This window comes from Paenibacillus stellifer (genome assembly GCF_000758685.1).
In the GTDB taxonomy this organism is placed as follows: Bacteria; Bacillota; Bacilli; order Paenibacillales; family Paenibacillaceae; genus Paenibacillus_AQ; species Paenibacillus_AQ stellifer.
On sequence record NZ_CP009286.1, the window covers coordinates 931,542 to 958,192 of the forward strand.

Annotated in this window: 16 protein-coding genes and 3 pseudogenes; 17 read left to right on the forward strand and 2 right to left on the reverse strand. The window is 53.3% G+C overall.

Annotated features, from left to right (window positions below; all coding sequences use genetic code 11):
* The first annotated feature begins 2 nt into the window (after positions 1-2).
* The 7 genes and pseudogenes from PSTEL_RS04365 to PSTEL_RS04395 form a co-directional block, all read left to right on the forward strand.
* Positions 3-575 (forward strand): hypothetical protein, encoded by a 573-nt coding sequence (locus tag PSTEL_RS04365; protein ID WP_038693725.1) that lies wholly within the window; start codon positions 3-5, stop codon positions 573-575.
* A 310-nt stretch (positions 576-885) separates the two neighbouring features.
* A pseudogene (locus PSTEL_RS04370) lies at positions 886-1,239 on the forward strand (SAM-dependent methyltransferase); the annotation flags it as partial.
* Positions 1,232-1,920: pseudogene (locus tag PSTEL_RS04375) on the forward strand (metallophosphoesterase); the annotation flags it as partial. The pseudogenes PSTEL_RS04370 and PSTEL_RS04375, both read left to right, overlap by 8 nt.
* Positions 1,921-2,330: 410 nt before the next feature.
* Positions 2,331-3,284 carry a hypothetical protein gene (locus tag PSTEL_RS04380; RefSeq protein ID WP_245625074.1) on the forward strand — a complete coding sequence of 318 codons (954 nt, stop codon included), beginning with the start codon at positions 2,331-2,333 and terminating at the stop codon, positions 3,282-3,284.
* Positions 3,285-3,940: 656 nt separating this feature from the next.
* Positions 3,941-5,029: an IS200/IS605 family element RNA-guided endonuclease TnpB gene (tnpB, locus tag PSTEL_RS04385; protein WP_038693729.1), complete on the forward strand. Its 1,089-nt coding sequence runs from the start codon at positions 3,941-3,943 to the stop codon at positions 5,027-5,029.
* 416 nt (positions 5,030-5,445) lie between these two features.
* Positions 5,446-6,228, forward strand: a complete 783-nt coding sequence (locus tag PSTEL_RS04390) for a nucleotidyltransferase domain-containing protein (RefSeq protein ID WP_038693731.1) — start codon at positions 5,446-5,448, stop codon at positions 6,226-6,228.
* A 16-nt stretch (positions 6,229-6,244) separates the two neighbouring features.
* Positions 6,245-6,841, forward strand: a pseudogene (locus tag PSTEL_RS04395) (aldo/keto reductase); the annotation flags it as partial.
* A 116-nt stretch (positions 6,842-6,957) separates the two neighbouring features.
* On the opposite strand, the gene PSTEL_RS26015 reads toward PSTEL_RS04395, so the two are convergent.
* Positions 6,958-7,440 (reverse strand): hypothetical protein, encoded by a 483-nt coding sequence (locus tag PSTEL_RS26015; protein WP_156995774.1) that lies wholly within the window; start codon positions 7,438-7,440, stop codon positions 6,958-6,960.
* 578 nt (positions 7,441-8,018) lie between these two features.
* Between PSTEL_RS26015 and PSTEL_RS04405 the strand changes: the two genes are divergently transcribed.
* The 10 genes from PSTEL_RS04405 to PSTEL_RS04450 all read left to right on the forward strand — a co-directional run bounded on the left by PSTEL_RS04405 (position 8,019) and on the right by PSTEL_RS04450 (position 25,454).
* Positions 8,019-9,008 (forward strand): sensor domain-containing diguanylate cyclase, encoded by a 990-nt coding sequence (locus PSTEL_RS04405; RefSeq protein WP_038693735.1) that lies wholly within the window; start codon positions 8,019-8,021, stop codon positions 9,006-9,008.
* Between the two features lie 142 nt (positions 9,009-9,150).
* Positions 9,151-11,379, forward strand: a complete 2,229-nt coding sequence (locus PSTEL_RS04410) for an AraC family transcriptional regulator (RefSeq protein ID WP_038693736.1) — start codon at positions 9,151-9,153, stop codon at positions 11,377-11,379.
* A 297-nt stretch (positions 11,380-11,676) separates the two neighbouring features.
* Positions 11,677-13,287 carry an extracellular solute-binding protein gene (locus tag PSTEL_RS04415; RefSeq protein WP_038693738.1) on the forward strand — a complete coding sequence of 537 codons (1,611 nt, stop codon included), beginning with the start codon at positions 11,677-11,679 and terminating at the stop codon, positions 13,285-13,287.
* A gap of 150 nt (positions 13,288-13,437) precedes the next feature.
* Complete coding sequence (locus PSTEL_RS04420) at positions 13,438-14,295, forward strand: ABC transporter permease (RefSeq protein ID WP_425415273.1); 858 nt, start codon at positions 13,438-13,440, stop codon at positions 14,293-14,295.
* Positions 14,296-14,328: 33 nt separating this feature from the next.
* Positions 14,329-15,201 (forward strand): carbohydrate ABC transporter permease, encoded by an 873-nt coding sequence (locus tag PSTEL_RS04425; protein ID WP_038693741.1) that lies wholly within the window; start codon positions 14,329-14,331, stop codon positions 15,199-15,201.
* Positions 15,202-15,227: 26 nt separating this feature from the next.
* Positions 15,228-16,442, forward strand: a complete 1,215-nt coding sequence (locus PSTEL_RS04430; protein ID WP_052098188.1) for an MFS transporter — start codon at positions 15,228-15,230, stop codon at positions 16,440-16,442.
* A 1-nt stretch (position 16,443) separates the two neighbouring features.
* Positions 16,444-18,087: a DUF8769 domain-containing protein gene (locus tag PSTEL_RS04435; protein WP_156995775.1), complete on the forward strand. Its 1,644-nt coding sequence runs from the start codon at positions 16,444-16,446 to the stop codon at positions 18,085-18,087.
* Between the two features lie 512 nt (positions 18,088-18,599).
* Positions 18,600-21,512, forward strand: coding sequence for a glycoside hydrolase family 3 protein (locus tag PSTEL_RS04440; RefSeq protein WP_038693743.1), 2,913 nt, complete (start codon positions 18,600-18,602; stop codon positions 21,510-21,512).
* A 316-nt stretch (positions 21,513-21,828) separates the two neighbouring features.
* Positions 21,829-22,047: a hypothetical protein gene (locus PSTEL_RS04445; protein WP_169744535.1), complete on the forward strand. Its 219-nt coding sequence runs from the start codon at positions 21,829-21,831 to the stop codon at positions 22,045-22,047.
* A 77-nt stretch (positions 22,048-22,124) separates the two neighbouring features.
* Positions 22,125-25,454: an alpha-amylase family glycosyl hydrolase gene (locus PSTEL_RS04450; protein WP_156995777.1), complete on the forward strand. Its 3,330-nt coding sequence runs from the start codon at positions 22,125-22,127 to the stop codon at positions 25,452-25,454.
* Between the two features lie 26 nt (positions 25,455-25,480).
* Here the strand turns inward: PSTEL_RS04450 and PSTEL_RS04455 are convergent, their stop codons facing one another.
* A complete protein-coding gene (locus tag PSTEL_RS04455) occupies positions 25,481-26,509 on the reverse strand; it encodes a LacI family DNA-binding transcriptional regulator (protein WP_038693747.1) in 1,029 nt (342 codons plus the stop codon).
* Positions 26,510-26,651: the final 142 nt, after the last annotated feature.

Here is a 26,651-nt window from a genome sequence, read left to right on the forward strand (position 1 = left end):
GCATGAAGCTTAAGAAAACGATCCTAATCCTCATCGTTATTGGCATTGCTGGCGCTGCGCTATGGCTGGCCAGGAACGAGATCACGACGCTGATGTTAGATCAGTTCCGTGATCACAGGCCTGAGCCCAAAATAAGCAGCATCAAAGAACATTTTCATGCGGATCAAGTTACGAAAATTGGCCCTTTTTCAACGGACCTGGTCAGAACATCGCCGTACATGTACGGATATCTTTTGAAGAAGGGAGCGGAATCCTCTGTCATAGTGCTTGACCAATACTGGGGCAGAACGGGAAATTCCGATTACTACATTACCATTCTTCCGGGACAAAAAATAACGCTGGATGATCGGGAAGCGATTGTCGCACTCGTCAAACATGCGCCGGCGAGCATGAACTTGCAGGCAAGCGATATTGTTGGAAAAAACCTAGTGGAAGTCCACCAGGACTCGTCGGTTACAAAGTTGCCTGCATACAAGCTGAAGGCGTATAGCAGCGGGAATTTACAGTGGCTGACGAAGAATTTGCAGCAGGTCCTCACCTACAAGGAAGGCTTAGAGGCTCTGCGGGATTATTAACACGCCAATTCGTCTTCGACAAGTGGTTAGTTTTGGGTGTGATGTAAAAACAAAATCCCGAGCTCTTCTGAGCTCGGGATTTTGGGCTACTGGCAAAACCGCACCACCGCAATATTGAGCAGCACAACCATCAATTGCTTAGGGATTCCTTCCATAAAGTTAACGTTAAGGAAATCATATCATAGATTTATGGGGCGTTTGGAATATTTTCGGGACTTGTAATACTTTTTCCCTGTTCGGAGCTTCCATTATTTGCGAAAATACAAGCAGAAATAATGATTCGCAATATGAAGCTTAGGAGTAGATGGAGATGGCGATTGTCCAGGTGAGTTCCACCAATCCGCAGTTCTCTTTTTTGATCAAGAAGAATCCGAATTCCGGCATGCAGCTGCGCTCGGTCCGCAAGGGGATGGCTTACGGCTGGTACACGAATGAACAGACCTACAACGTGTATTTCAAGGACGCGGATAATGAAATTTCCTATAAACAGCATGCACAGGAAGACTTTGAGTATTTGAATGTGTCGAGGTACAACACGCCTTTGTTCCCGCTGAATGCGATTAACGATTTCTTCTCTGCCCCCCTTAAGGCGCAGGATGAGCGGGATACGGAAGGCTATGAGCATACCTTGTTTATCAATATGATTCATATCGAGCGCGAGCGGGTTCGAGAAGGACCAGTATCATTTGCCCAAATCGGCTCTAAGTGACAAATACGGTTCATTCATATACCAGAACTACAAGCATATTCATGACATTCAGGGAAGCTATGTGCCTCTGGCCGAGCATCTGGAAGCCTATTACACGTATCAACAACAAATGGAGCTCTACGCGCAGGACGAAGACATGGTGTATAAGCCGTTTGCCTTGCTGAAGCTCGTATATGAGGACGGACATGAGGAAATTCCGGACTGGAAGACCTCGGAGATGTACGGGTTCCTGTCGGAGGATGAGGCGCTTACGCTCGATCTGTCTGAGCCGGACGCTCTGGAGAAGGCCGAGTCGTATTTTTCCAGGCTGACGCTGGAGAACGGGATGGAAGGGATCGTTATCAAGCCGGAGGTCTGGGACGGATCAACGGTACCCTATATGAAGGTGCGCAATCTGGATTATCTCTCTATTATCTATGGCTATGACTACAAGTTCCCGTATAAATACCGGAAGCTGCTTAAGCAAAAAATGTAAGTCAGAAGCTGCGCACCTCGCTGAGCGAATATCAGCTTGGCATGAGGATGCTGGCGGTCCCATTTGATCAGATCGCTCCGGAGCATGACTCCTATAAGGAGATTGCAGCCAAACTGCTGTTTGAAGTAGCGAAAGAGCGGGAGATCGACCCGCGGCTGTAGCTGTAGATGAGGTGTCTGACAGAAAGGGGTCTACCTTTTACTATGCGGGCAATGAAGTGTGGCTGGCTGACCGGGTGCCGAGTGAGAGTTTGATGGTGATGGAGTTATAGGGGGGATATATTGTTAATCAGACGATTTCGGTATGATTTGGCGCGTGGGCTAGGGAGCATCATCCTTTATCTGAGGCAGTCTCCGGCACTTACGGAGAAGCACATTGATGCCATATACGATGCCTGCATCAAGAACACTGCATATGATCCTCAGTGCGAAACAAGCAGAGAAGATTATCTCTGGGAGAATATTCAGCTGTCCGGACATCGGCTCTGCTGCAAGAGCGAATACTCCTGGCGTTGGGGACCCAAGAGGGATGGGACCTGTTACAGGTATATCGGCTGGCGAAGATATTTGCCTTGAACGGCAACCCAAATGCATTAGCAGCCATGAAAAAAGGATTTGGTTATCACGAGGAATGGAACAGTTTCATCGGGGATGAGGAAATCATAGATGCTGGTGGAGAGCAGGGCTTCTTATTTGTAGCGGATCAAATCGGCAGGAAAATACGTTCCTCCGACTATGAAGAGTTTGGGTTTCTGTTGAAGCATGCCTATGAATCCTTGGGAGAGGACAAAGTAATCGCTCTGCTGGAAGGCATTCGTGACGCGAATATTCAAGCCTTTATACAGTCCTCCTCCGTTGAGCAGAGCCATGTTCCATCGCAACCTGTTGAGGTCTCCTATGCTGAATTGAAATCATCCATTAGGTCCAAGCCGGGACCGCTTTATCCGTACTTTAGTTGGGGAAGGAAAGCTTCCGAGGCGGATCTGGTAAAGGCGGCTGATGATCTGCTGGATGAAGAGGACCCCAGGAGGCTGGAGGCTTATTTGCAAATATTTAGAACCAGGGCTTTTCCACATGATCCGCAAAAAATGATGGACTTGGCGAAGTCGGGTAACGGGCGGCTGCGCTCAGCGGCCATTCGTGCTCTAAGCAAGATCAAGGTGAAGGACGAACGCATTCGTCAGCTCGGCATTGAGCTTATCCGTCAGCCAAATACTGAAATTGAAGCTCTTGACCTGTTCATACACCATTACCGGGAAGAAGACTTGCCGCTGCTGGAGCATGTGGTGTTCAAGAAGCGCAGCAAATATTCATTTCATAGTATTGGGTCTAGTATTACGGATATCTTTACCGAGCGTCCATCTCCCTTATGTCAGAACATTCTTGTTGAGCTGTATAAAAAGGGCTGCTGCTCTATATGCCGCAAGAAATTCGTACAAATCATGCTGTCGAGTCATGTGCTGCCATTAACCATTCGGGATGAAATGCAGTATGATTGCAACCCGGCCATTCGCACTTTACGGTAAAATACCAAGAAAGCCGGGCTTCCCTGTCCGGCTTTCTTGGTTATTTTCTTCTAAAGGACTGCTCCCAATCGTTAATTAATTCAGCGCGGGTTAAGGAACGATTACATGGATAGGACGACGTTTCCCATTCCCATATCGCCTGCTGTCGTGTCTTGAAGAAACGGTAATCGCAAATAGTCCAGGAACAGTACAATTTCCGGTACCATTTGCCGTGCGGGATATCGCCTGTATAGCGGCGTACGGTCTTGCTCGCCTGTTGTTTGCACCAGCGGGTGACTGGGGTGCTATGATCTGTGAATGCCGGTGTTTTTTTGACACTTCTGCTCATAAGCTCTCTAACCTCCTTGGGGGAAGCTAGAGACCGTCTAAGTGTTTCATCATTCACCTCTTATTAGAGTTTTGCTGTTGTCTGAAGATATAGACGCAAAAGAATGAAATAGGTTCCTTGAATTTAGGTGCATAGACCGTTATTTGTAACCAGGATATGGTACAGTTTGGTTAAGATGATTTACTGGGGGAGCGCACATGAAGATTTTATCTAAAAAGCCGAGAAGACTCCTTCCTCAATAGGGAGGAGTCTTCTCGGCGGTTTTTGCACCTAAAAGCGAACATATGTGCTATAATGGGAATATCCTACCGAAAGGAGGCCCCGTGGCATGTTGGTACATAAAGCTTACAAATATCGGATCTATCCGAACCCGAAACAACGTCAACTCATCCATCAAATGTTTGGCTGTTGCCGCTTTGTCTTCAATCATTTCTTAGTCAAATGGAGCGAAACCTATGCGGCAACCGGTAAAGGGTTGTCCTATAACGCCTGTGCCACGCAGCTTCCTGCACTCAAACAGCAATTTGAATGGCTAAAATCGGTAGATAGCATTGCTCTGCAATCGGCGGTGCGAAACGTGGCAGACAGCTTTGAACGTTTCTTCAAGAAACAAAATCAGGCCCCACGCTTCAAAAGCCGAAAGCATCCTGTTCAAAGCTACACCACCAAATACACCAATGACAACATTGCGATGAACGGAAACCGACTGAAGCTTCCGAAGCTTGGCTGGCTTCGCTTTGCCAACTCCAGAGCGTGTGAAGGTCGCATTCTTTCGGCTACCCTGCGGCGAAATGCGGCAGGCAAGTATTTTGTATCCATCCTCTGCGAAGTGGAAATGAACCCTCTGCCACAGACCGATAAGGAGATCGGCATTGACCTTGGACTCAAGGAATTAGCGGTCTGCTCGGATGGGAGGCGGGTTGCCAATCCTAAAGTGTTTCGCAAATATGAGCAAAAACTGGCATTTTGGCAACGCCGCATGGCTCGCCGTAACCAAGGGGGCTCCAATTGGCAGAAAGCCAAACAGAAGGTTGCCCAAATCCATGAAAAGATTGTGGGCAGCCGCCATGATTTTTTGCATCAACTCACCACGAAGCTGATTCGTGAAAACCAAACGATCAGCATCGAAAATCTGAGAGTGGCGAACATGCTCAAAAATCACCGGCTGGCCAAATCCATCGCCGATGCGTCGTGGGGTGAATTTGCCCGTCAGCTTGCGTATAAAGCGGAATGGTATGGACGGACGGTGAAGGTAGCGGATACATTCGCTCCAACGAGCCAAAGGTGTCATGTATGCGGCACGATCCACCCCGAAGCAAAGAAATTGTCTGTGCGAGAATGGACATGCCCATCATGCCATACCCATCATGATCGAGATGAAAATGCCGCACATAACATCAAAAGCCTTGGTGTTTAAACATCAAGACCACCGTTCCTTAGATATTTGGCTAAGGCATCATACAACGGTCGGAATGACCCGTACAGATGTTCCTTTGGAAAACTGCGGGAACCGCAGGGATCGCTTGGTATACGATTTTTCATGAGAAAATATCGATATAAATTCCCTTCAGTAGAAGGGATTACCCAAGAATCCCCCACTTCAAGTGTTAGCTAAGTGGGGGAACGTTCAACAAAGCTCTCTTTAGCCACACTAATCCCCCGTTCCAGACCTCTCTCTTCATTGTAACAGGGGCGGGATTTGGGCGGAATGGAAAACTTTAGTTCAGCGTCGTAATACTTTCGCCATGTTCGCCGTCTCCATAATGAGCGAAGATAGAAGGGCTTCGTTTAGACGATTAAGGGAAAAATAGATGGATAAGGAGGAGGACACCCATGTCCGATATAAACCAGGTCATTCTGGAAGAGTTAAGAAGCATCGAAGAGGAAGAAGGGGTTCGGATTCTGTATGCCTGTGAATCGGGCAGCCGTGCATGGGGGTTCCCCTCCAAGGACAGCGACTACGACGTCAGATTTCTCTATATCCGGCCTGTGGATTGGTATTTATCGATTTTTGATAAACGGGATGTCATTGAACGGCCGATCAGCGATAGGCTCGATATCAACGGCTGGGATTTGAGAAAGGCGCTGAACCTATTCCGCAAGTCGAACCCGCCTCTCTTGGAGTGGCTTCAATCGCCGCTCGTGTACAAGGAGAACCGTCTGATAACCGAACAAATCCGGGAAATCTCGCCCTTAACTTTTTCTCCCAAGTCGTGCATTCATCATTATCTGCATATGGCCAAGGGGAACTACCGCGACTACCTGCAAGGGGATCAGGTCAAGATCAAGAAGTATTTCTATGTTCTCCGTCCGATTTTGGCCTGTGAATGGATTGAGAAGTACGACGCCATGCCACCAATCGAATTTGACCGGCTTGTCGAAGAACTGGTGCCGGCGGAGAGCTTGCTACGGACAGTTATTGACGGACTCCTGGTTCGCAAAAGAGCAGGCGACGAGATGGATTTTGAAGCCAGAATCAACCCGATCAATGACTTTTTGGAGGAGAAAATAGCGTATTATGAGCGGACGGCATCCGGAATGCGGCCCGGTGACGGCAACCAGGATCAGCAGCTTGACGATTTGTTCCGGACCATGCTCCATGACGTGTGGGGATGAGGCAATTTGTATTCCGCATGCTTACCGGGAGGCGCTGGAGACCATTGAGGAGTCGGTCTACCGCGCCGGCTTGGATTATTACGATCTGTATTTGATTCATTGGCCCAATCCTCGGGTCGGCCAGTATGTGGAGGCGTGGGAGGCGATGATTGAAGCCCGGAAGCGGGGGCTGCTGCGTTCGATCGGCGTCTGCAACTTCCTGCCGGAGCATACGGAGACGCTGATCCGCGAGACGGGCGTCAAGCCGAGCATCAACCAGATCGAGCTGCATCCTTACTTTAACCAGCAGGATCAGCGGCAGTGGGATGCCGGTCAGGGCATCACGGTGGAATCGTGGAGTCCGCTCGGCCGCAACACCGATTTACTGGGACAGGAGATTCTGTCCGACATTGCCAATGCCCACAACAAGGGCGTGTCGCAGGTTGTGCTGCGCTGGCATGTGCAGCTCGGCGCGATTCCGATTCCGAAGGCGTCCTCCGCAGGGCATCAGCGGGATAATTTGAATATTTTTGACTTCGTATTGTCGGCGGACGAGATGGAGCGCATCAACGGACTTAGCCGCGCATCCGGCCGCATTAATGATCAGGACCCGGCGGTATACGAAGAATTTTAAGGGAGCTTAATTCAAGGTCCCCGGGTTCATGGCTTCATGGACCGGGGGTCTTTTTTCGTTGTGACCGATTGTCCGGAGGCCTTCTTGTCCCTGAAGAGGGAGTTTGTCATGATGCGTTATCCGCCGGCGCCGCCGGTGCCGGACTTTTCCGCTGTCTCCACTTTCCGGCGATGAGCAGGAGCAGGGGCAGACCAAGCATATTGACGGGCATAGCGACCGGCACCCAGTAATTTTGCAAATAATGAGTGGAAGCTTGTGTAACATCTTGCGGAATTAACGCAAAGATAAAAATGACCGGAGCAACAAACCAGATCATCTTCTTCCAGTTGCGGACGTTCAGGAATTGGCGGCGGCAGTACCCCAAGATCCACTTTCAATTCCTCCAGCATCTCAAGCACACGGATACGGTCGGCAGGAGACAGCGAGGCGAACAGGCTGACCTCCCGGACCGGATAACAGGGGGCATATTGTGCCTGCCTCTTGGCAATGAATTGAACGGCCGCTGCATTCAGCATTCCGGCAGTGGAAGCGGATAGCGGCATAATGGTCAAATTAAGTCCGCTTACAATTGAAAGGCTGTGGTCCAATTCCCAGATCATGTATTCATGAACGCATAGATCGGCAGCGCCACAGGTTTGCCAGGGTCCGTACACAGCAAGTACCGGGGTGTTCGGAACGATCGCTTCGACAAGCGCCCGGAATGTGGCCAGGACCCGGGGATCGGCATCGGCGCAACCGGATGGAACGGTATTCAAGAGAGCATCCCTCCTTGAGAATTTGTAATGTGACAGTCTTGGAAGCCTGATAACTCATATCTATTCGGTCCGTGGGGGAAACAGACGGTGCAGTAGAATAAGGTTTCCACAGATGGACCATAACTTGATAATTTTCGCAAATGCGAAAGCTAGATATGATTGGTAACCGCCCTTTGTACAGCATCATGTTTGGCTACCGTTGATCAATGTCCGCTACGTATGTTTCGTTTCCTTGCAATTACGCAATCTATGAGACGATATGGCGAACTGTTCGGCTATAGCCATACGAAAGCAGCCGGGCGAAGAAGGCGGATTCATTTGCATCATTTTTTGGAAAAACCTATATCGCTAGTCCTATAGTCATGGTAAAATTGGTGCATTAGTATGAGTGGCCTTCGAATGGGCATTGGGGAGGGATCGCAATGATCGAGTTTATAACGGGAGTACTGGCGGGGGCAGTGCTGGCCTTTGCCTGTTTCCGTTACGCCGCTGCCAGAGGCAGCCGGCTGCAGGCGGTGATCCCAACCGATGAGAACGAGAAACGGCTGCTCGGGCTGGTGGAGAATACGAAGGATGTTATTTATTATTTTGAGCTTCAGCCCAAATGGCGTTACTGCTATGCCTATCCTCCCTTTGAGCAGATGTTCGGTGAGGAGAAGGGGAAGCTGGTATATGACCATCCCGAGATGGCTTTTGAGCGTGTGCACCCGGATGACCGGGAAATGCTGCTGAAGAAGCTGCGCGGCGAAGTGGATTATAATCTCCCTATCATCTATCGGATGGCGATGGGGAATGAGGCGGCCCGAAAGGGCGAATATACTTTGTTCGAAGAATACACGACACCGGTCTACAAGGATGGAGAGCTGGTGGCGCTCCAGGGGATTCTGCGCGATATTACCGAGAAGCATGAACTCCAGAAGCAGCTTGAGTACCGCATCTCGCATGATACGCTGACCGGACTGTATAACCGGGATTATTTTGAGAAATGGAAGGAGACCTACGACAAGACCGATGATACCGCGGTAGCCCTTGTCGTCATTGATCTGGATAATCTGAAGATTGTGAATGATACGAAGGGGCACCGGACAGGGGACACCTTGATTAAGGCGGCTGCTGAATTCATGAAGGCCTATTCTTCGGATATGGTTCAAGCCGCTAGAATCGGCGGAGATGAGTTCGCCTTCATGATTGCGGACCTAGGGCGGGAGGAACTGGAGGAATGGCTGCAGAGCTTGGTTCGGGACTTGTCATTTTATAATGAAGGAAGGGATATTCCGCTCGAGCTGTCGGTCGGCTTCGCGTTCAGCGAAGTATCTATTGGCCGCATGGAGACTCTTTATGCCGAGGCGGACCGGCGGATGTACGAAGACAAGCACAGGAGAAAAGGCGGCGCCGCGTCCTGTGAATTCTAGGGTAAAGAATGATCTCCATATCTCCCGATGTTTCTGGGGGAAAAAGGATCGGCAAAGAGGGATTGCCCAAACGGGGCAATCCCTTTATCATTGTTTCTAAATATTTAACCATTAAACAGATGAACTGACAGAGGTGGAACGGGTGAAAAATTGGTATCAAAAACAGCTTCTGTCCTATTTTCCGATTTTTCTGTTAACGATCACGGTGATCGTGCTGATCGGGATGGTCACGGTCTCGGACATTTCCCGGCGGGAGACCGAGCGGGCCAATGAAATTTTTGCCAAGTATATCTCGGAGATGATCGTCGGCTCCCTGGATGAAGTGGAGCAGGCGTTCCTGAAAGAGTTCACGCTGAATGATGGCGTCATGGACTTTCTGGACGGCAAGTCAACCTCCCGGCAGGAGGATATCCAGCTCTATGAAGTCGCCTCTTCCCTCCGCTCGCTGAAGAATGATTATTCTCTCATTCAATCCATTTATTTGTACCGGGCCAGCGACGGACTGGTCATTATGTCAGACGGCAAATCCGAGATCAGCCAGTTCTACGACCGGGATTTCCTGAAGCGCCAGCTGGCAGGCTCCCCGAACACGGAAGAATGGTCGGAGGTCCGCACCGTTCCGAGCTATTACGATGACCAGCACATTCCGGTGATTTCGCTCGTGAAGCGCCTGCCGATCCCCTTCGGCCAGGACGGCCTCGCCGTCATCAATGTGAATGTGGAAGGCTTCGCAAATGACATCCAGATGGGCAAGAACCGGAATCTCACTTATCTGGATGTTGTGGACCGGGACGGGCGGGTCGTGCTGACGTCAGAGAAGACCGTGCAGAGTGAAGAGGACCGGAGCAAGATTGTCTTTCTCGCGCAGCAACCGATTGACAATACAAGCTGGACGATCCGCAGCGGCATCAAATCCGGCCAATTCTTTCAATGGTTCGAGCTGATTTCCTACACCTGGATCGTGGTCGGTGTGGCGGTGGTCGTGCTCAGCACGATTTACGTGGTGTATATCTCCAAACGGAATTACAAGCCGATCGCCCTTATTCTGAACAAGCTGGAGACGATCCAGCTGAAGTCCGCTCTGAACAAGACCGAGGAAGGCGACGTGCGGTTCATCGAGCATGCGCTGGAGGATTTGACCGACCAGATGAAGCAGTATGAGCGGGAGAGCCAGGACAATCTCCTGACGAGGAAACGGCAGCTCTTTATCGATCTGATCGAAGGCTCCGTCACCGAGTTCGATGACTTCTGGCGGGAGCAGATTCCCCTGCTTCAGGAGGAGACCGCAGACCAGTACAAGCTGTTCCTCGTTGCGGATATCGAGCTTGAGAGCTTGAATCTGGATGCGGAGGGACAATCCCTGGTCCGGCTCGCGCTGCAAAATATGCTGCTGGACTTCTTCAGCAGCGAGGAGTCGCCTTCCTGGTGCGAATGGATATACGGGAACCGTCTCGGCATTATCGCGCCTACCGGAAGCAGCCCATATTCGGAAGCCGACATTATCGCGCTGACCGGCAAATGCTATGACTGGGTGAAGGGCCAGTTCGATCTCGCCTTTACGTTCGGGGCAGGGTATGCCTTCCAGCAGTGGCGTGACGTTCCGCGTTCCTACCTGGGGGCCAAGGAAGCGCTGGATTACCGCCTGACCCGGCGCTGCGCGACCGTCATTTTTGCAGACCGCATTCAAGAAGAAGCGCAGCACAAATGGGTACAGCTCTGGCCGGCGGTCACGGAGATCGCGGAAATGTTCCAGATGCGCAATGATGGCTGGTCCGGCAAGGTGGAGCTCCTCTTCGAGCAGTTCAAATCGCAGAGCATGAACGACCAGACGATCTTCATGATGCTCGGATCGCTGATGAAATGGATACAGAAGAAAGCGGGAGAAGGAATACTCGTTCTGGACGACAACTCTTCCCTGTGGAACGGCGGGAGCGAGCCGGGGGCCCGGCTGAAGTTCGACGATCTGAATGCGCTGCAGGATGAGGTGCAGGAGATTTTGCATGCCGCGTATGGGGAGTATGTTGCGATCTATGAAGGCGGCGGCTTCCATTCGACCATGCTTGAAATCCGCGAGTATATCATGGCGCATTTCGATGACCCGGATTTGTCTCTGAAGCACTTAAGCGACCGGTTCCAACTGAACGGGAAAAATGTAAGCCAGCTCTTCAAAGAAGCCTTCGGCGAGAACTTCGGCGACTTCGTTCTGCAGCTGCGAATCGGGAAGGCGAAGCATCTGCTTCTGGAGTCCGAAATGCAGCAGCAGGAGATTGCTACGCTCGTGGGCTACTCCAACTCCATTACGTTCGGGCGGATGTTCAAGCGCGTAACCGGGATGACACCGGGTGAATTCCGCAGGCAAAATGCCGGTTAACTGCCTTGTATCGGAGACGGATTTCAGCGAATAGGCCTCATTAACCCTCTCATTATTATGTTATATAATGTTACATAAACCGAAAAAAACCGCGTGGTTATGCGATTTTTTTCGGTTTATTGCTTAAATTCGATTTATCGCGTCATGAATAGTGACACTCATTCCGGTTTAGCGGCGGAAAACAAGTTTATTGATCCTTTTTCATGTGAGACTCCATACTGTGGATATTCCGAATGCGCCGTGACAGGCGGCAGCCGGGACAGACAAACAAACAATCGGATAGGGGAGTGTAGTGGCATGGTACAACGCAAGAGCAGGTTCAAGCAGGTAACGAAGATGATGGTTCCTTTGACTTTGAGCGCATCCTTATTATTATCCGCGTGTTCCAAGTCGGAGGATTCGGCGACTGAAGCCAGCGGCGGTTCGTCGGAGAAGGTTAAGCTGAAAGTAGAAGTCTTCGACCGGGGCAACTCTCCTTCGGGGATGACGATCAGCGACAACTATATGACGAACTATGTGCAGGAGAAATTCGGCACCCCGAACAACATCGATGTGGAGTATGTTCCGGTTCCCCGCTCCGAAGAGACGCAGAAGCTGAACGTGATGATGGCGAGCGCCAACGACGTTCCCGACATTGTGTTCACCTATGATTCCGGTACGTTCTACCGCTATGCGACCCAAGGCGGGCTGACGGATGTGACGAAGCTGCTCGATGAGTACGGCCCCAATCTGAAGAAGTTCCTGGGTGAAGACACGCTGGCTTACGGCCAGGTGGACGGAGCTCAGCTGTCGATTCCCGGAAGACGCCTCGTGCTGGGCAAATATGCTTCCTATATCCGCCAGGACTGGCTGGACGCGTTGAATCTGCCGGTGCCGAAGACGGCCGATGAGCTGTACAACACACTCGTAGCGTTCAAGGAGAAAGACCCCGGCAAGACAGGCGGCAAAGTCATCCCGCTCGGCATGAGCATCGCTCCGGCGCAGTTCGAGCCGCTGCTCTGGTCCTTCATTGAGCCGCTTACCGAGGAACAGAAGTACACCTTGACGCAGAAGCTCGGCTCCGGCGACGATCCGATTCTGCTGCCCGGCTTCAAGGAAGGCCTGCGCTATATGAATAAACTGTACAACGCAGGATTGATCAGCAAGGATTTTGCGCTCGACGAAGACAAGAAGCAGCTGTGGCAGGACGTGCAGAACGGACTGGTCGGCGCTTATACGGAGGATGCGGGCGAGCTGTATTTTGAATACAACAACACGAACAAGAACCTCGAGACGAATGTGGCCGGTGCGAAGCTGACGCCGATCGATCTCTATACGAATTCCGAAGGAGTAACGGCTAAGCCGGGCTACACTCCGAACGCCATGTACATCATGATCCCGAAATCGAGCAAGCATGCGGTAGAGGCGATCAAATATCTCGACTGGATGGCCTCGGGCAACAACCTGTTCTTCATGCAAAATGGCGTGGAAGGCGAGAACTACACCATGGTTGACGGTATCCCGGTAGCGAAGGCTGATGCCCCGCAGGAGATTACCGACCGGTTGTACAACTACGGCGATATGGCGATCATCGTGAACGGCAAATATATCGGCGATGACAAGAGCAATGCCGAAGCCTATATCCGCCAGGTTCCGGAAGAATATCAGGATCTGATGAGAACATCCGTCGAAATCTCCAACACGAACAAGATCGAGCCGGTCGTTATGCCGGTGCCGATCGAAGCTGAATCGAAGTACGGCAGCGGCCTCGAGAGCAAATATAAAGAAATCGTCGTCAAGGCGACCATGGTCAGCACCGACAAATTTGACAGCACCTACGACTCGCTGATGAAGGAATACATGGCGGGCGGCGGACAGGCTATCCAGGATGAGCGCACGAAAGTCTACAACGAAATGATTAAGAAGTAAGCATTGATCTAAAGTTCTAAGTTCTAAAGTTCAAGTCCGGCGGGGCTGGCGCCCGCGAATGTGGCAGTCAGCCCTTAAGGACCGTTCAAGAAGGAGGCGTCCCCCGTGAGAGCGAGCATTTACTACAAGAGATACTGGCGTCTGTATGCCATGCTGCTGTTCCCTCTGATTTATTTCTTCATCTTCAAATACGGCCCGATGTACGGCGTGCAGATTGCATTCAAGGATTTCAACTTCTTCCAGGGCATTTCCGGCAGCAAGTGGATCGGCCTGGACGGATTCCGTGAAGTATTTAACAATCAGGAGTTCTTCAAAACACTGCGCAATACGCTGATGCTGAACTTTCTGGATCTGCTGGTTTCCTTTCCGGCTCCGCTGATCCTCGCCATTATGCTCTATGAACTGAATATCAACTGGTTCAAGCGTCTGTCGCAGACCATTCTGTACATTCCGCACTTTATCTCCTGGGTGATCATCGGCGGTATCGTCTATCAGGTGTTCGGCACCCAATCCGGCATGATCAACAATATGCTTGGAGCGTTTGGCATGGATGCCATTCCTTTTCTCACGGAAAAACAGAGCTGGCTGATCACCTATCTCATCACAGGCGTCTGGCAGAGCGCAGGCTGGGGAACCATTCTGTATCTGGCCGCTCTGACCGGCATTAACCGCGAATTGTTCGAGGCGGCCGAGATCGACGGTGCGAACCGCTTCCAGCGCATCTGGAACATCTCGATTCCGGGATTGAAGACCACGATTGTCACCCTGCTCATTATCCAGCTTGGCAATATGATCAGCATCGGCTTCGAACGCCCTTACGTTATCGGCAATATGGCGGTGCGCGACTACTCGGATGTGCTCAGCACCTTTGTATACCGAATGGGCATCGAGTCCGGACAGTATACGATTGCGACGGTTGTCGGCTTGTTCCAGGCGGTTGTCGGTCTGATCTTCCTGCTGATCGCGAACTTCGCATCGAAGAGGCTGACGGGCGACGGCATTATCTAAAGACAGCTAATAGAGATACAGGGAGTGGGATTCATGAGTGAAAAACATGCCAATCGCCTATTCGATATTTCGAATATCGTACTCATTACGTTGGCCGTAGTGATTTGTATTGCACCTTTCTTCCATATTATTGCGATATCCCTTAGTTCGTCCCGGTCGATCATGTCGGGCAAAGTTACGCTGTTCCCGATGGAGATTACCTTTGAAGCGTACAAGCAGGTGTTCGGCGACAGCTCCATGCTGCGCTCGCTCGCCTACACGATCTTTCTTACGCTGGTCACGACCGTTTCCAGTATGCTGATGACGATTCTCGCGGCATACCCGCTCGCGAAATCGAGTCTGCGCTGGAAAAGCCTGTTCATGCTCATTATCGTCATCACGATGTTCTTCAGCGGCGGCATGATTCCGGAATATTTGCTGATCCGTGATCTGGGACTGGTCAACACCACCTGGTCGCTCGTGCTGCCGAATCTGATCAGCCCGTTCTACCTCATCATTCTGATTACCTTCTTCAAGGGAATTCCGGAATCGCTGGAGGAAGCGGCCGAAATCGATGGAAGCAACCACTTCAGAACGCTGTGGAACGTCATTCTTCCGCTGTCCGCTCCGGTACTGGCCACGCTCAGCCTGTTCTATGCCGTGAACCGGTGGAACGGATTTCAGGATACGCTCATGTACATCACGAAGCCCGAACTGTACCCGCTGCAGCTGAAGCTGTATCAGATTGTGAGCAATGCCCAGGCCAGCGACCTGATGCGCAGCGAAGGGGTTGGCATGTTCAAGGTTTTGCCGGAAGGGATTAAAGCGGCAAGCGTCATTTTTGCAACCATTCCGATTCTGCTCGTGTATCCGTGGCTGCAGCGTTACTTCGTGAACGGAACCATGGTTGGCGCAGTGAAGGGATAATGAATGTCAAATAGAAGGTGTGCATAATGACAAGGCCGACAATGACAAGGCCAACATGGCTGCAAGGCTTTCCTAGCGTTTTATTTCGCCTGCGGGGATTTTATCTGCTGACCGGGCTGGCCGGAGGACTGCTGAATCCGTATATCAGCACGATTTTTATCGATCAGGGCTTGAACCGGGACCGGGTGGGCATGATCATGGCGGTCTCCTCGTTTCTCGTTATCGCTGCCCAGTTGTTCTGGGGAAGGATGGCGGACAAGTACCGCATGACCAAGCTGATTCTCATATTGAGTCTGGGCGTTCCGGCTATCGCCGCTCTGCTGTTCCAATTGCCGTCGGTCACGCTGATGATTATGAGCTATATGATCTATATTGCTTTTACCGCGCCGCTTGCCCCGGTGAGTGACGCCTACGCTGTAACGGCGGCTTATGCCGCAGGTTCATCTTATGGAACGATCCGCTGCTTCCAGAGCATCGGGAACGCGTTCGGCGGCTATATCGCAGGGTCGTTCGTTGCGGCCTATGCGCCGAAATATCTGGGCATCCCGTTTCTCCTGTTTACCGTAATCGGGATTCTCATCATTCTTGGCTTTCCCAAGCAGTCGGAGGTCAAGGTCAAGACCAAGAGCTTCTCCGGCGGAATGTCCGGGCTGCTGAACAATAAGACGGTGCTGCTGTTTCTGCTGGCCTGCCTGCTCATCAATCAGACGCTGACTGCGTTTAACACCTATTTTGTGGTGGTCTTTCAGATGGCGGGCGGCAGCTACCAATGGTCGGGCATCGCCCTGATGATTGCCGCTTTCTCCAATGTTCCCTCCATGTTCCTGTCGGCGTATATCATCAGACTCTTCGGTGTGGAAAAAACGATGCTTCTCGGAGCACTCGCCTATATTTTGCGTTGGGGCATCCAGTTCATGTTCCCGGTCCCGTCCGTGATGGTGGGCGTGCAGGTGCTGCAAGGCCTGTCCTTCGGTCTTCTGTACGTGACGGCGGTGGAATTCATGGTGCGGATCGTGCCGGAGGAATTGCGCACGACCGGGCAGAGCATCCTGTCGATTGTCTTCTCCGGACTTGCCGGCATGATCGGCAATCTGCTGAACGGCTATTTGCTGGAAGCGGGCGGACCGTCCGCCATGAACCTGGCCTGTACGATCAGCGCTGCGCTCGGCGCGCTGCTGCTGCTTGTCATTACGAGAACACAGAAAGGGACGATGACAGATGCCGAGCAATCCCCGTCTTGAGATGACGGAACAACAGCTGTACCTAGTCGCTCAGGCGATGAAGGAAATGGACGCCCATTTTGACCGGAAAGGATATATGGTCTGCGAAGAGGTGAAGGGCGAGTGGTGTCATGCGACAAGAGAAAGCGCCCACTACGCCCTGGGCCTGCTGCTGAGAGATGAAGGGGAGGATGCCGAAACCGCCGTCAAGGTAATTGATCGCGTGCTGGATATGCAGCTTACAGCCGACGGTGAAATCTATGACGGCACGTTCGTTCAGTCCCCGCAGCGGCCCCGGCCTCCTGTCGGCTATACGGCCTGGGGAGTCTTCCCGCCGGGTTACGGGTATGCCAATTCGGATGCGATGGATGAGGTGTACCGGCGTTTTGCACAGTATGCGGGCCTCAAGGACCCGGAGCTCTTCGGAGCGTTCCGCCGAGCGGCGGATGAAGTCTATCCCAGAGTGTGGAGAAGCTTCGACCCGAACTGGCGGGAGTTCATTGCGTGTACGTTCGCGCTGATTCTGGAGCATTTTGAAGAGAAGCTGCCGGCAGAGCAGGTGGAGGAGATCGACCGTGCCATGAAGCGGACCGTCTCGGCCTCGCTCGAACGATTCCTGTCGCAATCGATTCCTACGAATACCAATATCGAGCTGATGCATCTGTTCATCTCGCATTACTACGGACACCGGTATGAGCGGCTGGAATGGACGGTGCATGCCGAGCTCGGCGCCATGCGGCTGCTGCAGGATTATCGGGAGTTTCACTCGTTCGCCGAGTTTAACTCCAGCACGTATTACGGCGTCGATCTGACCGTGCTGGGGATGTGGCGGCGCTACAGCCGGACCGATTCCTTCAAGGGAATCGGGCAGGAGCTGGAGCATGGCCTGTGGGAGGATATCGCCGATTTCTACGAGCCGAATCTGGAGAATCTCTGCGGTCCCTTTGCCCGCAGCTATGAGAATGAAATCACCGAGCACAGCTCAATCGGAGTGTTCCTGTATCTGGCGCTCGGGGAGGATTACCGGCATTTGACCGGGGTGAATTGCGAGACAAGCCATGACCCGATGATTGCCCTGGTCGGCACCGATGTGCCGGAGGCCGTGCGCATGAAGCTGTGCGCCTCCCAAGGGGAGCGAACCGTCCTCAGAAGGTTCAAGGAGCTGTGCGAGCGGGATCTGCCCGGCCATAACCGCCATGTCTGCGCGGCGAGCGCCTGGATCACCCCGGCGCTGATGATCGGCGGCATGTCCGGCAGCTGGAACACGAACGGGCAGATGCATAACGCCACCGCCCATTGGCTCGCGGGCGACGGCAAGCGGTATACGATGCGCATGGTCCGCCGGGCGGCCGGCGAGACATGGAACTCGCATCTGCGCGGCATGGCCTTTAACGCGGAGGCCTCGGAGCGGCGGCTCGACATCGCCGCGGAATTCCACAGCGAGACTCCGGTCGAGCTCGTCTTCGAAATCGGCGGCGAGGACGTCAGCGGCGTGGAGATTGCGCCGGGCCGGTGGAATCTGCCCGGCCTCACGGTCGCCGTCGAGGCCGACGCCCCCGAGCCGGTGCTGCTGCATACCGGCACGAAGGCGGAGATCGTCTATCCCGTGCATGCCGGGGACCTTGTGTGGGAGAAGATGAAGTTTGTGTTGAGGTTTGAGGAGTAGGAGATACTCTTGGATACGAAGAGATATGCCCCGGACGAAATGTCCGGGTTTTTGTGTGAAATGAAGGAAGCCAGTCCGGAATTAGAGATACTCCTCACTTCCGTATAGGAATCATCACGCATTCATCCAACACATACGCAGCATTCGCATGCCCTTGATCTCCACGTATTCGAGAATTTTTTCAATGGCAATAGCGGACCGGCACTTTTTAGAGCGAAGTCATAGATTTTATATTGTTAAGGAAATGTGTGATAAGAAGAAAGACTTTGTGCCAATAGATATAACATAGAAGTTCACTTAATTATCATATTATGGATATAAAACACTAAATTACAGCACAGCCACTTCTAAGAGTGGAAGGCTTAATAAGTTTACTCCCTAAACAGGACCGCTTTCTTTGCCAGGGCGGCCTATTTCTTTTTTTGTCGAATTCTCTATGAAAACGCCTCTAATTTTGCGGGTATCGGCTCCCATCGATCTGGCTTACAATACGCCTGAAGGAGTTGATAGCGATGTCTGCACTAACTGAATTTCCATTTCAAAATACTTCCCTGCCGCTCGAAGAGCGGGTAAATGACCTGGTCTCCCGCTTCACGCTGGAGGAAAAGGTAGAGCTGATGGTTCAATATCAGGCTGCTGTCGAGCGGCTTGGTGTGAAAGCGTATAAACACGGAACGGAAGCGGCGCATGGCATGGCCTGGCTCGGAGAGGCTACGGGCTTCCCGCAGCCGATCGGTCTCGGATGCACCTGGGACACGGAGCTGATGAAGCGCATTGGCAGCGTGATCGGCGACGAGGCGCGAGGCTTCTACCGGCGCAATCCGGAGATCAACGGACTGACGCTGTGGGCGCCGACGGTGGATCTGGAGCGCGATCCGCGCTGGGGACGCACGGAAGAAGCGTATGGCGAAGACCCGATCCTGACCGGCAAGCTGGCATCCGCGCTCGTTCAAGGTATCCAGGGCGATCATCCCGTTTACTTGAAAGCGGTTGCTACGCTGAAACACTTTATAGCGAACAACAACGAGGTGGGCCGGGGCGACGCTTCGGTCAGCATCGATCCCCGCAATATGCGCGAATATTATTTGAGAGCATTTGAAATTCCGTTCAAGGAAGGCGGCGCCCAGTCGATGATGACGGCCTACAATGCCATCAACGGTGTGCCTGCCAACCTGAGCACGGATGTGAAAGCGATCGTGAAGCAGGAATGGGGCCTGGACGGCTTCGTCGTGAGCGACGCCTTTGACGTAACGGGCACAGTGCGCGACCATGGCTACCTCGATTCGTTACAGGAAGCGGTCGCCCGTTCGGTCAAGGAAGGTGGCATTGACAGCATCACGGACGATTCGGTCGTGATCAAGCAGGCGCTGCGCGAGGCTCTTGAGGAAGGACTGCTGGACGAGGGCGACCTGGACGAGGCGCTTCGCAACACGTTCCGCGTCCGCTTCCGGCTCGGCGAGTTCGATCCCGAGGAAGGCAATCCGTATGCGGCGATCGATGAGTCTGTCATCCTGCGTCCGGAGCATGCCGAGCTGTCCCGGGAAGCCGCACGCAAGGCGGCGGTGCTGCTGAAGAATGACAGCGGACTGCTTCCGCTTCAGGCGGATAAGCTTAGCAAGGTCGCCGTCATCGGGCCGCTCGGCGGCACCGTATACCGCGACTGGTACAGCGGCTCGCTGCCGTATGCGGTAACGCCGCTTCAGGGCATCCAGGAGAAGCTGGACGGAGCTGGCACAGCCGGGAAGACGCTCTTCGCCGGCGGAACGGACCGCATCCGGCTGAAGTCGAAGAAGACCGGCAAGTATGTGCGGATTCAGGCCGGAGAGCAGGCGGCATTGGCGGCTGCAGCGGATAATGCGGAAGAGGCTTCGGTATTTGAGATGACCGATTGGGGCTGGGGCAGCCACACGCTGATCGCTGAAGAGAACGGCCGCTATCTCACAACTGACGATCGTATCGTGAAAGCGTCGGCGGATCAGATTTGGGAGTGGTTCACGAAGGAAGTCTTCCTGGTGAACCCGGCAGCGGGCGAGCCGAAGAGTGTAACCTTCTCGACGTGGAACGGTACTCCGGTGACGGTGAACGCCGAATCGGGCGAGCTGCTGGTTGGCGACGGCCAGGCTGCGGAGACGGCGAACGAGATTAACGTGGCAGGTGCCGCCGAAGTGTCAGACGAGGAAGAGAAGGCGATCAGCGCCGAAGTGTTCGAAGTCGAAATGATCACGGACAAGCTGGAAGCCGCGAAGGAAGCGGCGGGCGAAGCGGATTTGGCGATCGTATTCGTCGGCAACCACCCGCTGATCAACGGCAAGGAGACGATCGACCGGCCGGACATCACGCTGCCCGAATCGCAGGAGAAGCTGATTCAGGAAGTGTATGCCGCCAACCCGAATACGGTTGTCGTTGTCGTGGGCAGCTATCCGTACGCCCTGAACTGGGTGGACGCCAATGTGCCTGCCATTCTGTATACGACCCATGTCGGTCAGGAGCTCGGCCATGCGCTGGCCGATGTGCTGTTCGGTAATGCGAACCCGGCCGGACGCCTTAACATGACGTGGTATAAATCCGTTAACCAGCTGCCGGACTTCATGGATTACGATATTATCAAGAACGGCAGAACGTATCAGTATTTCGAAGGAGAAGCTTTGTATCCATTCGGACACGGCTTATCTTACACCTCTTTCCGCTATGATGAGCTTCGCCTTGCCGAGGATCATCTATCGGCCGGGGCAGATCAGGGGATCAATCTGACCTGCCGGGTAACCAACACCGGCAGCCTGCCGGGCGAAGAAGTGGTGCAGCTCTACGGGCGCGCAGAGCAATCCCGCGTGAAGCGTCCGCGCAAGCAGCTGCTGGCTTTCCGCCGGGTGCTGCTGGAGCCGGGCGAGTCGGCGGATGTAGCGTTCACGATTCCGCTGGCACAGCTGGCGATGTGGGACGTGACCCGGGAGCGCTACTGCATCGAGAACGGCCTGTACACGATCATGGCTGGCGCCTCCTCGGAGAATCTGCCGCTTGCGGCCGCGCTGGATGTTGATGGCGAGATCATTCCGCCGCGCGACCTGAAGCAGACGACCAAGGCGATTAATTACGACAACTATGAAGGCATGCTGATCGGAGAATGCGCCGAAGGCGGCAGCGCGGTTGAAGTGAAGGACCGGAGCGGCTGGATCGGCTTCGCGGATGCGGAATTCGAAGACGGCGCAGGCACTCTGCAGGTCCGGGCGGCAAGCACGGCGGATGCCGTGATCGAGGTCCGGCTGGGGTCTCCGGAAGGTCCGCTCGCGGGACAGACGGCTCTGAAAGCCGGCGGCGCCCAGGAGTGGCACGACTACACCTGCGAGCTGAGCGGCGTAAACGGGCGGCAGAACGTGTATCTCGTAGTAGCCGGTACCGCTTCGATCAGCCGTTTGCAGTTCGCTTGATACGGTTGAACTTTGCTTGTCCTGTCCTAAAAGTCATAATGGCTCTATCGCAATAAGCCAGACCTGCAAGCCGCTTCCGGTGATCGCCGGAAGCGGCTTTTCGAATTATCGAAGAGCCGAGCTGCCCGGGCAGGGTCCAGCAATTGTCTCGGTTTCTCTGCGCTTAGGCAGAACAATATCAATTAAGCTAGGGGAATATAGAGTCACAACTCCATTAAGGGAGCAGCCCCACATTCCTTCATAAGACAGATCTGTTCTGTAAAAATATTTTTTCACCCATATATTGACAAGGTTTTCAAAGCATGATATTTTCTTGTTGGAAAACCGGTTTCCCTTGGGGCAGTTCATTTTCGGAATTCGGAAGGTACTGAATGCTGGCGGCACGGTCACGATCTTCAGCAGGCAAGCCGGAGAAGACGGGCAGACAGAAGATCAGGTTCGTAAGAAACCAGGGGCGAAAGGGGGACAAGCAGCAGCAAGGAGGACGGGCATAGGAAAAAGGCCAGGCGGCAGTAAAGAAGGCGACTTAATGTAAGCGCTTCAAAATAAAAATGAGGAGGAATTGAATTGATGATTCGCAAGCGTTGGTTACCGCAAATCCTTAGTGCTGTTATGTTTCTGTCAATCATCATGAATGTCTTCATCATTCCGCCGAAGCAGGTGCAAGCGGCAAGTATCGGCACTGTAGATGAGAACGACACGATCTACCAGATTATGGTCGACCGGTTCTACGACGGCGATCCGTCGAACAATGCGACTGGCTCCGCCATCCGGTACACTGAGGACTCCGAGGAAGATTTCCGTTATATGAAAGGCGGAGACTGGCAAGGAGTTATCGACAAACTTCCCTACATCCACGACATGGGTTATACAGCGATCTGGATCTCGCCTGTCGCTGAACCGCAGGTGACGAACCGCGATAACAACGGCACTGGCCGCAACACGGCCTATCACGGGTATAACGTGAAGGACCCGAACGCAGCGAATCCTTACTTCGGCACGAAGGAGAAGCTGAAGGAGCTTGTAGACAGTGCGCATGCGCTCGGCATCAAAGTCGTCATTGATGTTGTTCCCAATCATATCGGCGATTACATGCTGGGAACCCAAGCTTACTACGATATCTCCAGCCTGCAGCCGGCCGCACCGTTCAACAACCCGGCCTGGTACCACCACAACGGGGACATTAACTGGTCTCTAGTTGACGGCAACTACACGCAGTGGGCTCAGGATTATATGGAAAATCACGACTTGGCCGGACTCGACGATATCGACTTCGACGTACCTGCGGCGAAATCTGCAATCTTCAGTTCGATCAAGGGCTGGTTCGACTACACGGGAGCCGATGGCGCCCGCGTCGATGCGGCCAAGCTGATGAAGCCGACCGACATCGGCGATCTGCAAAACCTGCTCGGCGTGAACACATTCGGGGAGAACTTCGACGGCAACGCGGAATTCGTCTCGCGCTGGGTTGGCGCGAACAAGGAATGGGGTATGCTTGACTTCCCGCTGTTCTTCTCCGTTCTGAACAGCTTCGCTTATGGTCAATCATTCGATTCGAACATCAAGAGCACACTGGCTTTGGACTCATACTATAACGGCAATGCCAACCATATGGTCACATTCATCGACAACCATGACCGCAACCGGTTCCTGACCGAAGCGGGTGGAAGCGTAGCTAAACTGCAGAACGCCCTGACCTTCATTTTCACGGTTCGCGGTGTGCCGGTAGTCTTCCAGGGTACGGAGCAGAATAAAGGCAACGGCAACGGCTCCATCATCAGCGGCGGCATCGCTGATACCTGGAACCGCTGGTCAATGGTTAAGCGTGACGCGAACGGCAACGTCGTTCAGAACTACTTCAATGAGAATACGGACACCTATCAATACGTAGCCAAGCTGAATCAAATTCGCAAAAACTACGAGGCTCTGCGCAAAGGAACCCAGCGTGAGATGTGGTCGGCACAGAACCTGTACGCGTTCTCCCGCCGGGTGGACAGCGGAACGAATACCGGACAGGAAGTCATCTCGGTGTTCAGCAATGCTTCCAGCGGTACGCAGACGGTCACGATCCCGCTTCGCACGGAGAGCACGCTGCCGGTGGGTACGGTTCTCGTGAACCAGCTGAACCCTTCGGATACGGTAACCGTTGCTTCCGGAGGCACAACAGGCAAGCAAATTACGGTAAGCGTCGGAGCAAATGCGGCTAAAATCTATGCGAAGGCATTGGCGGACACGACAGCTCCATCCGTGCCGGCGAATGTTGCAGTAACTGCACTTAGCGCTTCCAGCTTGAAGGTGAACTGGACGGCATCGACGGACAACGTCGCGGTCACCGGTTATGAAGTGTATCGCGACGGTACGCTTGTAGGCACAACGAGCAGCACCTCGTATACGGACAGCAATCTTGCGGCAAGTACCACTTATTCCTATACGGTGAAGGCTTACGATGCGGCGGGGAACAAATCTGCGGCGAGTTCACCGGCGGCAACGGGGACCACTTTGACCCCGGATACGGAAGCACCGAGCGTGCCGCAGAATGTAACCGCGACATCGTCTTCATCTTCATCAGCAACGGTCACATGGAGCGCGTCGACAGACAATGTTGGGGTGACGGGCTATGAAGTGTACCGGGATGGCGTCAAGGTCGGCACGACCGCTACGACTTCGTATACGGATACGGGGCTTGCGGCGAGTACGTCATACTCGTACACGGTAAAAGCTTACGACGCAGCTGGCAATCTGTCGGCATTTAGCGCGGCGGCTTTGGCCACGACAGCGGCTGGCAATAATGTAACGATCTACTACAAGCAAGGTTACACGACGCCATATATTCACTATCGTCCGGCAGGAGGAACATGGACGACTGCTCCGGGCGTGCCGATTCCGGCTTCGGAATATACCGGATACAACAAGATCACGATCAACATTGGCACAGCAACACAGCTTGAAGCATGCTTCAACAACGGCAGCGGTACATGGGACAGCAATAACGGCAGCAACTACCTGTTCGGAGTCGGCACATGGACCTACACGCCGACAGGCAGCATCGTGTCAGGCAAGCCGAACGTTGATACGACTGCACCAAGCGTACCTCAGGGCGTAACCGCGACATCGTCTTCAGCTTCGTCTGCAACGATCACATGGACCGCGTCGACGGACAACGTGGCGGTGACCGGCTATGAAGTGTACCGCGACGGCACCAAGGTTGGAACTACGGCTACAACGAGCTACACGGATACGGGCTTGGCTGCGAGTACGACCTACACTTACACAGTGAAGGCGTACGATGCAGCGGGTAACCTATCCGCGGCGAGTGGAGCGGCAACAGCCACGACTTCGGCTGGCAGTACGGCAACGATCTATTACAAGAATGATTCGTTCGCCTCGAAGTACATTTATTACAAGCTGGACGGAGCTTCGACCTGGACGACATCGCCGGGCGTCCAGATGAACTCGTCCTCGTACTCCGGTTACAGCGTTGCTACGATTCAACTCGGCACGGCGACCGGTCTGACTGCGGCGTTCAACAACGGCAGCGGTACATGGGATAACAACGGCAGCAACAACTATCACTTTGGAACCGGTGCATCCAGCTTGGTGAACGGCAACCTGTACAGTGGAGAGCCGCAATCTGACAGCGTGACGTTCCGGGTGACGGTGCCATCGAATACGCCGGCCAGCGGTCCGGTGTATATCTCAGGCAGCTTCAACAGCTGGAACGCGGCAGATAGCGCCTACCAGCTGACCAAAGGCAGCGACGGCGTGTACAGCATTACGCTGAACTTGCCGGCGGGAACGGCAGTAACATACAAATTCACGAGAGGCTCGTGGACGAGTGTGGAATCGACGTCCAGCGGAGCGGACATCTCGAACCGGACACTGACGCCGTCCGGCGGTCCGCAGACCGTCCAGATTACGGTCGCTCGTTGGAAGGATCTATAAGGAAGTGAGAAAGCCGGACTGGAGCGTTACTCCAGTCCGGCTTTCTTATTGAGAGTTGATTCGCGTACGATCAGTTTGGAGTGAAGAAGCAGAGATGAAGACGGCAGATCGGGCTTATCTATTCGCTCGATCAGCGTCCGCGCAGCCGTAGCGCCGAGTTCAAATGTGTCGATGAAGAGGCTCGTTAGCGGCGGATGCGTATACGGTGAGAACGGGTAGTCGTCGAACGTCGCGATTCCGAGCTGTCCAGGTATGGCAACGCCTAACTGTTGAGCCGCTTTGAGCGCCCCAAACGCGACGTAGTTGTTCATGCATACGAACGAATCCGGCGGATGATGACTTTGCAGCAGCTCAAGCGCCGACTGATAGCCGAGATTCTCGTCCGCTACGCCGTTAATCGTCCGGTCCTCCCGATACCCGATTCCCGCTTCCAGAAGCGTCTGCCTGTAGCCTTGATGACGCTTCGAGAAGATATCCTCCCCTCGTTCGCCTCCGATGAACGCGACATCTGAGTAGCCTTCCGCAAGCAGATGGCCGGTGAGCATACGGCCCCCTTCGGCATTGTCATAGTCGATCCACGATACCGGCGTTGAAAGGTATTCACCCATCGATACGAACGGGAAGTCGAGGCTGTTCAAGGTCTCGATCATCTCATCGTTCAGAATGATGCTGTTCGTAATCAGTCCGTCGATGCGTCCGCTTCGGACGAGCCGGTCGATGACGCTAAGTTCCGTAGCTTCCTGCTGCAAATTAGCGATCGTTAATTCATATTTTAACGGGCTGATGACGCTCTCGATTCCGACTATGATGTTATAGAAGAAGGGGTTCGTATTCTCGTTCTCCTTGGAGATGTCGAATAGTATCCCGATATTATGACTCTTTCGCTTCGCGAGACGGGTCGCGATGCTGCTTGGCGTGTAATTCATCTGCTTCATGATTTCCCGGACTCTCGCCTTCGTCTCATCGGAAATCCTGGGGGAATCGTTCAGCACTTTGGATACGGTGGATTTTGCAACATTGGCCGCCTTGGCGATATCTTGTATCGTAACCTTCATGAGCCACCCTCTCAGTAATAGGTAAGTAGGGAAACCGCTTTCGCTAATAGGGAAAATAATACCTTATACACCAATATAACATATCCGGTTTGGAACGACTACGAACATTCACAGTGTGAATCCTCCCCAAGAGAGATCAAGC